Here is a 9,463-nt window from a genome sequence, read left to right as displayed (position 1 = left end):
GGTTTAGGCATAGGGCTACGAGAGGGAGTGAATGTAGCTGATCAGATCGTAGGTTTTAGGTTTAGTTCCAATGAATTACGCAACAAAGCCTTCCATTCATAATCATTGGCAGGAAGGCCTTCGCTAAGGTCTGAGTCGAAATATCGAGTAAAAATGCAAATGTTTTTTCATTCCCCTGTGTTTCGATTGTCAGTTTTGTCTTTATTTTCAAAATTATATACAATAGGACTAGCGAGCGTGACTGCAAAATCGTGGTTATAGGATAGTTAGAAAATATGATAATGAATTTAATCTATGGTCTAATTTCATTGTAAATGTAAGAAGTCACGCTGTCTTTGAAAGTTGACCAACTAAAACAGCATGACTGGGGGTTCTTTGTTTAGGAATGAATACTAATTCCTGAATACAGCTCGCTCATCGTTAAAGAATCAAAAAACAACGTAAAAAATCACGTTCTTTCCCTATGAATAATATTTAATTTTCGAAAACACACCTAAATACGAACACTCTTCAGAAACTCCACAGAAAAAATTAAATCATACACCAACCAAGCCATTCAAATCGGACTAAAACAATGGGAATTTAGGACTTAACATCTTATTTATTAGAATCTTAAATAATAACAAATAGAATACAACACATCGGATTTGTTATTTATAAATATCAAATTACTATCTCGCCGCTCAATAATTTCTAACCAAAAAATAAACAATAAAAAGGTATTAACATGTCTATAACTTTTCAAGGTAACCCCGTTTCAATCTCAGGTCTATTTCCTAAACCTAATCAAGTAGCACCAAGTTTTACTCTCTGCGACAAAGAATTAAATAGCCTAACCTTAGAAAGCCTAAAAGGGAAAAATGTCTTATTAAATATTTTCCCTAGCATTGACACCCCAGTTTGTGCTGCAAGCGTTCGTACATTTAACGAGAAAGCCGCTAATTTAAACAATACAATCGTATTATGTGTTTCTGCTGATCTACCCTTTGCTATGAATCGTTTTTGTGGTGCAGAAGGCATTGATAATGTAACAACCGCTTCTTTCTTCAGAGAGTCATCATTCACTGAAAACTACGGTGTAAACTTAAATGAAGGTGCGCTTAAAGGGTTAGCTGCGAGAGCTGTTATCGTTATCGGTCAAGATGGTATAGTCAAACATAGCGAATTGGTTTCTGAAATTACTACTGAACCAAACTATGAATCTGCGCTAGCGGTTTTATCATAATCATGCGTAAACTACTTATTGTTGCTGCCACCCTTTATTCAATAAACGCCTTCGCAAAGTTTGAAACTACTGAAGACGATGCTGGATTTGGAGAGACACAAGTCGTCACACTTGATAACACCACAAAGTTTGATCTGATTGGTACACCATTAGAAGTAGGCGATTTATTGCCTTCGGCTAAGATGTTGACTTCAGATTTAGAAAGCTATGATACTAGTGCGCAAAGTAAATCGATCAAAATTTATAGCATATTGACATCTGTTGATACACCTGTTTGTGTTCAACAAGCTATTGAGCTTTCTCAATACATAGAAAGCAACCATCACAAACTTCAAGACATTGAATTTTATGCAGTCAGTGCGGATACTCCTTTTACTCAACAGCGGTTCATTAGAGAGCATTCTCTTGACGGAGCGACATATCTTTCTGACTCTTCGGAACATAAGTTTGGCCTCAATACAGGAACTCAAATTAAGCAGTTAGGCTTACTTAGTCGAAGTATTATTGTAGTGGGTATGAATAACCAAGTCATTTATACCCAAAGAGTACCTGAACTTACAACTATCCCTAGTTTAGAACGAGCAGTGAAAGTTGCGTTAGAAAACCGCTAGACTCCGGAAATATATAAGGGGCATTAGCCTCTTATATATTAACCTAATTCCAATTATATAAATAACAATCAATAATGAAAACCATAAAAAAACAAAATATATTTATAGGGTTGTTAATCCTGGTATCATTAGGTGCTCTTAAACTAAAAGAATCATCTATATTAGAAGCATTAGTAGAAGAAATTTTAATTGAAAATTATATAATAAAATCAAAATACAACATGGCACTCCATCATTTCATTAAATAATATCAACTTAGTTACAACTGCCTCTCTCCAATAGTACACCGATGCAATCCCATAGATTAGTCAAGTAGAGTCGATATCATTATACATACGAACTCACAAGAGGAAGGCATCAACGCATCTCAATGAAACCAGACACATAAATGGAAGTAACTGTGCTGATTTAAGTATACCTTTCAAAGTTCTCGTTAAAAAACAAAGCAAAATTGCCCTCAACGCCTATAATCAATTCTTATTATAAACTCGAGTTCATACCATTTTACTAGTTGTTGTCTATTGAACAATTTGGTAAGTTTGTAATATTTCATTTAAAAACAACACCAAGTATAGGTATGCAGCTATCTATGTGGGATTTTAGACCTCATGAACACTCTCAACTTCGAAATAAAATATCAGGTGAAGAAAAGAGACTAACAAAAACAGAAAGCCAGTTATTATTGCTCTTACTGTCGAATAACCATCGAGTCGTAACTAAATCTGAAATTCACAAAAAAATTTGGCCGGGGAAATTTGTTTCAGATGCCAGTATCACACACGCCATTGCATCATTACGTTTAGCTTTGAATGATACAGTGGAAGCACAATGTATCATTCGAACCGTACCTAAAGCCGGTTACTTTGTCGCTTATAATAAAATAGCTCTAGTTTTAACTAACCAAGCCCAACCCGAGACTAGGCGACCTGATAAGGTAGTGGCTTTTAAGCTTAAGTGTTCTTGGCAAGCTGGCGTAATAGTTTTATTAGTCAGCATGAACTGTTTACTGTTTTGGTTTTTGTTCATACCTTCACAAAGCGAACCTAAACTGAACATGTCAAGGTTGAACTCTCAAACTAACACCTTTACGATCAAGAACAACGATTTTCATAGTCAACAACTCTTAGAACAGCTGATTAGGCACCCTACTTTAAACAATGTGAATTTTTATATTGCTTCAAATAAAACTAGGATTTATGTAAGTTGCATTCACCAGAATGCATCATCACCTTACGGCCAAAGCATCAACTTTTCCATTGATGTTAAGCGCGCTATAGAGGGGATTAGCAATGATATTGTACAAAAATGCCAATAAACACTATTTGCTTAGCGTTGTCTTTTTACTTGCCTTGTTGCCTATTCAAATTTTTCTCAATGCATCGTTTATTCCTAGTTTTGCTCAAAACGTTAATACCCAAATAAGTAAAACAGTTCTGACTTACGGTGAGCAAATGGGAGATAAGAAATACAGAAAAATCGACTATCACTTAAAACCTTATCTATGGAACCGATTTCTATTAATGGCTTCTATCCATTTCGACAATGGAAAAAAACTGGACACACAATTTCTTATTACCTTTTGGCCGAAATCCATTTATTCCATAAAATATATAAATCAACTGGTTAACACTCCAGAAACAGAATATTTTGATTTACCAGAGCAACATGCGCTCTTTGATGGCGGCGAAGAAAATTTTCAAACTTTGTTAGAAACCTCCCACCAATATTGTTACATCCAACTGTCGAACAACTCAGTTCAATGTGTCAATATATCTGAAAATAAAGAAAAAATTTACGTCAATGACAAGAAAACAACATAGCATGTGGATATTTAATCCAACCCTTAGGCGCCAGCTAACTAACCAAAGTAATGGGGAGAGCAAAAAATTGCACTCTACAGATTGCAAAATTTTAGAGCTTTTATGTCAAAATCAAGGCGAAACCGTTTTAAAAAGTACCCTAATCGACGTGGCTTGGCCAGGGCGAGTCGTCTCGCAAGCTAGTTTAACTCAGTCTATAGCCCACCTACGTATAGCTTTAGGTGACAATGGCCGACAACAAAATATTATAAAAACAGTCCCAAAGCATGGTTATTTACTGGTAAGCAACATAATAAGCCTTGAGGTGCCAATAGTTCTTGAACAAAACAACTCATCAACACCTAGTTCAGAAATAATCCCAGACACTCTCCAACCTCAAGACCATGAGAAGACCAGTCTATCGGCCCATCTACAATACCTTCAAAGATTCATTCTATTGACTCTCTCACTGTTATTTTTAGTTAGTCTCACTTGGTTAACGCGGATCATATATTACAATAGCACCACAGATCGTATTCAATGGAACCAGCGTGAACATTTGGGCGTAACGTACTATTTTACTGATACAAAAAATGGAGATAAACGTTTCAATGACCTCAAAGGGAGATACTCAAGTGACTTACGTATGCTCTATATTTCTGAAAACCCTGAGCAACTCTATGTATCGTGTGTTTATCAACCTAATAATTTACATGAACACAACACAATGAATTTTAGTTTTTCCCGAGACTATTCAATCGAGCAAGTAAGAGAGGAAATTAATGAACAATGTCGGTAAAGCCATTATTTTTCTGGTCTTGGCAAATATACTCGTCATTACGTTTATCTCATGGATAAATACCCTTAATCATCCTCTATTCTTAGATGGTCGAAACAACATCATGTTATTTTCTCATGGTCGTACATATAAAAAATTTGAAGTCGACTCCTTCAAAGAAGTAATTACCGTAGATCATCTGTGGGGAGGAGTTCACGATGCGCATTGTAGCTTATTATCCGAAGGCGAAAACAAAGCCCTCAACATCTATTACTCCGTTTATTTCTGGGGTGCAGACCTCTTTTCGACAACCAACGCGCTACGTAGCGCAAACTACACTCCCTCAACAGAACTTGATTTCACTGAAGCACACTTGATTGAGAATTCATCGGAACAATTTTTCCAAACCTTATACCAAGATAAGTATATTTTCTGTTATTCCAGTTTATTGACCGGCAGTGTCCAGTGTATCACGGCCGATTAATTAGAGTAATCAATCTAAATCATCAACAGATTTAGTTATAACTAAACGTGTTGATTGTAAACATATAAATATCAACAACTTAATTTATTCATTTAAAATCAATCTAATGACGAGTAATTTAAATTTCGGATTTGTTTATTAGTGTTCTTAAGGGTTTATGGACATAGTACTAGCAAATAGGACATGTTTGAGAAACGTAATACTCATGATCAGAAAAAGAGAACCTTTAAAGATTACTGCACTCTTGTTAGAAGGAAGCCCAATCACAGCAATTTCGGGACCAATCGAAATGCTGACAATTGCTTCAATGCAAGCAGGATTACCAGCGCCACAGGTCAGTTATGTATCAGTCACAGGGGGGCCGACTCAATTCTTAGGGGGGCTAACAATTAACAGTAGTACGCATTGGGAATCCGTCGAACATACCGACATTTTAATAATAGGTGCTTGTGGTGACATAAATAAGGGGTCTTATGTCTTACCCAAAGAGGTTAAATATTGGCTAAAAAAACAAATTACGCAGTGTGAATTTGTTCTCTCTTTATGTACGGGGACATTTCTTCTGGCTGAACTTGGGGTTTTAAACAAACGAAGCGCAACTACACATTGGGTATATGCTGAAGATTTTCGAAATCAATTCCCCCAAGTAAAATTCAAACCACACTTGAAAATAACTCATGAAGACCGATATATTTGCACCTCCAGCATTAAAGAATACTTTGCTGCAACAATTTTGTTAATTGATGCTTTGTTAGGCACGGCCCAAAGAATTAAATGTGAACAGTACTTAGGAGGTGATGTTTCAAAAATTAAGCGAATTTGTTTAACGAACTTTGCTCAATACCATCAACATAGCGACAGTTTGATTGATCGGTTACAAGAGTGGATGCACAATGAAGACCCAAGCAGGCTATCTGTCGCTATGTGTGCAGAGAAAAGTTTTTTGAGTGAAAGGCAAATGAAACGTCGCTTCAAAGCAGCAACTGGCGAATCTCCAATGAGCTACATACAACGTATTAGAGTGGCATTAGCGAGAGACAAGCTGGACACTACCAGCTTAAACATAGAACAAATATCCCAGCAAGTTGGTTACAGTGACACAAACCATTTTAGGTCGCTGTTTAAAAAATTTTACGACATGACGCCCACAGAATATCGCAAAACGACACAGGCTTGTGAGATTTAAGCACCTTAATTCTAACTGGACCTAAGCCCTTAGCTAAAAAGGGAGTTATTCACTTGGATTGAAATGATTAACCCAATAATAAAGCTGGTATCTCTCCGGCTTTGAGCTCCACAGCCTTCATCAATTCAACTTTAAGAAAGTTGATGTCTCTCCGCCTACGCTTGTATCTGCAAGCGTTCAACGACAAACCACAAGGGAAAGAAAAGCGAAACAAAAACAAAGTCGACTAATTTACCTGCAAGAAATAAACGATGACGATCTTGGTGAGTCAAATGCGTATTGATTATAAAATTCAGGGCGAGTAATCATGTGGATAAAAAGTGGCAACTAACATTCACTAGATACACTGTTAGCTCGTAAACCGTAAAAAGTTCAGCCTTAGGTTCAATCTGACAAACATCGCTTAAAAAATAATGACTGCCAGATTAGGCCCAAGCAACTACTTTTGATGTGACATTTTTGCCACTCAGACAAATACTATTGAGAGAGTTTTTCTAAGACAGGGGTTATGGACCGATGAAGCTCACTGGACTCATATGCACCAGCTAATAATTTACTCGGATAAGCAATTGAATGGCTTAATACCTCACCAATATTGTTAATATGAATACGCTTATCAGCCACACAAGCACTCAAACATGTTCTAATAAATTGTTGGGATGTATCAAGCTCAAGCAAGCGTGCGCATCGCAGCGCTTCTTTGGTTCTTTCATAAAGCATTTCTTCAGATAACACGATTTACCCCTTCTCCATTCAATAGCATAACAATATGAAACTCTTCGCTTTTCCTCATCGCAGCAAGGAAAAGGCTCTCTCTCATTTCTCTTTGAATTATATTGTCGCTAATTACATACTTCGTCAAAACGTCAATCGCTTGTTGCTCGTTAATGTCTTCCTGACTAACTATCGCTGACAAGACACTTTTCGATAGATTTGACGAAATATCAAAATTTAGTTCTTTTGCCTTTACAATCATCGCTTTTATAACTTTGTTTTTTTGAGCTCTGATAGTACATATCTTCAGCTCATGCTTATCAAATGCATATCCAATGTCATCTAACAGTTGGCTCAATTCTTGATACACTTTACATTCCTCTAGTTCATTGTTCTTGTTCCTCATATGTTAACGTTATATGTTTAAAATAAAACAGTGAAACCAATTGCACCAATAAAACAAACCAACCAAATATCATGTAGTTATAAAAATAACACCATTATTACGTCCATAAGATCAGATATATATGTCCTATTTGGTTACTATATTGGTAATGATAGCGATCTATTTACATTGATAGAACTAGCATATTAAAATGAAATTCATTAGAAAAAAGACATATACCCTAAGCATTCAAGACTTTTAGTTTCACGGTCAACATATAAACCATTGATTTAGTATGGCTATTTTTATTCTAGCTTAACCTATGGTTGAAGGTGCTTATTTTATTTTTCATGTGCGGGTGGATAATAACGCACAGAATCTAAAAAAAGGAACTGAAAATGTTATATGCACAACCAGGAACTGAAAATTCGATTGTCGATTTCAAGCCGCAGTATCAAAACTTCATAGGAGGGGCATGGGTAGCACCGAAACATGGAAAATATTTTACTAATACCTCCCCAATCAACCATTCTGTAATTTGTGAAATTCCAGCTTCGACTCAAGAAGACATCGATTTGGCAGTTAATTTTGCGCACAATGCGAAAAATGACTGGGCTTCAACATCAGTCACTGAGCGTTCAAACATATTATTAAAGATAGCTGAGCGTATTGAGAACAACCTTGAGATGCTTGCTATTACTGAAACATGGGACAATGGGAAACCTATTCGCGAGACTCTCGCCGCTGATATTCCACTCGTTGTCGACCATTTCCGCTATTTTGCTGGATGCATTAGAGCTCAAGAAGGTTCCGCTGCGGAACTAGATTCACAAACCATGACCTACCACTTCCCAGAACCTGTTGGTGTTGTAGGACAAATTATCCCATGGAACTTCCCACTCTTAATGGCCGCTTGGAAGCTGGCACCCGCGCTGGCTGCTGGCTGCTGCGTAGTATTAAAACCAGCGGAACAAACTCCTGCATCAATCTTAGTATTGATGGAGCTCATCGAAGATCTAGTCCCTGCCGGTGTAATCAATGTCGTAAATGGCTATGGTTCAGAAGCAGGTCAAGCACTTGCTACACATAAAAAGATTGCTAAAGTAGCCTTTACTGGCTCTACAGAAGTTGGACAGCATATTCTGAAGTGTGCCGCTGAGAACCTAATTCCGTCAACAGTCGAGCTAGGTGGTAAATCTCCAAATATTTTTATGGCTGATATATTTGATCACGAAGACAGTTACCTTGATAAGTGTATCGAAGGTGTCTTGTTAGCTTTTTTCAATCAAGGTGAAGTCTGCACGTGTCCTTCTCGAGTTTTGATTCATGAATCAATTTACGATCGCTTCATTTCACGTTTGCAAACTCGCATGAAAACGATCCAACAAGGAAACCCACTCGATACCGACACACAAGTTGGTTCACAGGTGTCACAAGAGCAATTTGACAAAATTCGCAAATACATAGCTCTTGGTCATGAAGAAGGTGCCGAATTACTTATTGGTGGTAACAGCAATGAAGACAATGGTTACTTTGTCGAGCCTACCCTCTTCAAAGGAACTAACGATATGCGTATTTTCCAAGAAGAGATTTTTGGCCCAGTCGTTGCTGTTACTACATTTAAGGACACTGAAGAAGCTCTGGCAATCGCCAACGATACTGAGTATGGCTTAGGTGCTGGAGTATGGACACGTGACAACAATCTGATTTCACATATGGCGAAAAATATACAAGCTGGGCGAATTTGGGTTAACTGCTACCATGCTTACCCTGCTCACGCTGCGTTTGGCGGCTATAAAAAGTCCGGGATTGGTAGAGAAACACACAAAATGATGCTAGACCACTACCAGAACACCAAAAATATCATCGTTAGCCACAGTGTTAATCCTTTAGGCTTCTTTTAAAAATTAAGCTAATTGTCTGCCCGAAAACCTAATGGGCAGACAAACATTTGGTTCATTATATTTATGGTCTAAGCCATACCCATTTCCTTGACCCCTTTACAATGCAAGACTGAAAAAATATCCGCCTTCTTAGAAGGCAATTTCGCTTTATCATCCCTAGAAAGGGGCTTCCGCGCTATCAATTCTTCAATAACTACAGTTGTTGTTCATACTCTATGTCCTGCTTATCTTGGTGTCGTACATATCGGCGAATGACTTTTTCATTCACACCGACCGTATCTACAAAATACCCTCTAGCCCAAAAGTGATTTCCCCATAGTCTCGGCTTTGTTGCGTAATTCATTGGAACTAAACCTACGATCTGATCAGCTACATTC

At 37.3% G+C, this 9,463-nt stretch carries 11 protein-coding genes; 8 read left to right on the top strand and 3 right to left on the bottom strand.

Going from position 1 to position 9,463, the window contains the following annotated elements; translation table 11 throughout:
* Positions 1–727 precede the first annotated feature (727 nt).
* The 7 genes from tpx (at position 728) to ACED25_RS22445 (ending at position 6,083) form a co-directional block, all read left to right on the top strand.
* Complete coding sequence (gene tpx, locus ACED25_RS22475) at positions 728–1,225, top strand: thiol peroxidase (RefSeq protein ID WP_017098653.1); 498 nt, start codon at positions 728–730, stop codon at positions 1,223–1,225.
* A 2-nt stretch (positions 1,226–1,227) separates the two neighbouring features.
* Complete coding sequence (locus ACED25_RS22470; protein ID WP_017098654.1) at positions 1,228–1,836, top strand: redoxin family protein; 609 nt, start codon at positions 1,228–1,230, stop codon at positions 1,834–1,836.
* 514 nt (positions 1,837–2,350) lie between these two features.
* On the top strand, positions 2,351–3,151 hold the full coding sequence (locus ACED25_RS22465) for a transcriptional regulator (RefSeq protein WP_371696159.1): 801 nt from the start codon (positions 2,351–2,353) through the stop codon (positions 3,149–3,151).
* Entirely contained in the window at positions 3,126–3,656 is a 531-nt protein-coding gene (locus ACED25_RS22460; protein WP_371696158.1) for a hypothetical protein, read from the top strand. The genes ACED25_RS22465 and ACED25_RS22460 overlap by 26 nt, the downstream gene beginning before the upstream one ends.
* Positions 3,637–4,434 (top strand): winged helix-turn-helix domain-containing protein, encoded by a 798-nt coding sequence (locus tag ACED25_RS22455; protein WP_017098657.1) that lies wholly within the window; start codon positions 3,637–3,639, stop codon positions 4,432–4,434. Before ACED25_RS22460 ends, ACED25_RS22455 begins: the two co-directional genes overlap by 20 nt.
* A complete protein-coding gene (locus ACED25_RS22450) occupies positions 4,418–4,897 on the top strand; it encodes a hypothetical protein (RefSeq protein WP_017098658.1) in 480 nt (159 codons plus the stop codon). Before ACED25_RS22455 ends, ACED25_RS22450 begins: the two co-directional genes overlap by 17 nt.
* A 157-nt stretch (positions 4,898–5,054) precedes the next feature.
* Positions 5,055–6,083, top strand: coding sequence for a GlxA family transcriptional regulator (locus ACED25_RS22445; protein ID WP_371696157.1), 1,029 nt, complete (start codon positions 5,055–5,057; stop codon positions 6,081–6,083).
* 477 nt (positions 6,084–6,560) lie between these two features.
* Here ACED25_RS22445 and ACED25_RS22440 read toward each other — a convergent pair whose 3' ends face one another.
* Together ACED25_RS22440 and ACED25_RS22435 are read right to left on the bottom strand one after the other, a co-directional pair.
* Positions 6,561–6,818, bottom strand: a complete 258-nt coding sequence (locus ACED25_RS22440; protein WP_017098660.1) for a hypothetical protein — start codon at positions 6,816–6,818, stop codon at positions 6,561–6,563.
* Positions 6,808–7,203 carry a hypothetical protein gene (locus ACED25_RS22435; RefSeq protein ID WP_017098661.1) on the bottom strand — a complete coding sequence of 132 codons (396 nt, stop codon included), beginning with the start codon at positions 7,201–7,203 and terminating at the stop codon, positions 6,808–6,810. The genes ACED25_RS22440 and ACED25_RS22435 overlap by 11 nt, the downstream gene beginning before the upstream one ends.
* Before the next feature lie 377 nt (positions 7,204–7,580).
* Here ACED25_RS22435 and ACED25_RS22430 point away from each other — a divergent pair, with 377 nt between their 5' ends.
* Positions 7,581–9,086 carry an aldehyde dehydrogenase family protein gene (locus tag ACED25_RS22430; RefSeq protein WP_017098662.1) on the top strand — a complete coding sequence of 502 codons (1,506 nt, stop codon included), beginning with the start codon at positions 7,581–7,583 and terminating at the stop codon, positions 9,084–9,086.
* A gap of 193 nt (positions 9,087–9,279) precedes the next feature.
* On the opposite strand, the gene ACED25_RS22425 is transcribed toward ACED25_RS22430, so the two are convergent.
* Positions 9,280–9,463 (bottom strand): transposase (locus ACED25_RS22425; RefSeq protein WP_371696155.1); only part of this gene is annotated, 184 nt, incomplete at its 5' end.

Source organism: Vibrio sp. 1F263, assembly GCF_041439035.1.
Classification (GTDB): Bacteria; Pseudomonadota; Gammaproteobacteria; order Enterobacterales; family Vibrionaceae; genus Vibrio; species Vibrio tasmaniensis_A.
This window is presented reverse-complemented; position numbering and strand designations above follow the sequence as displayed.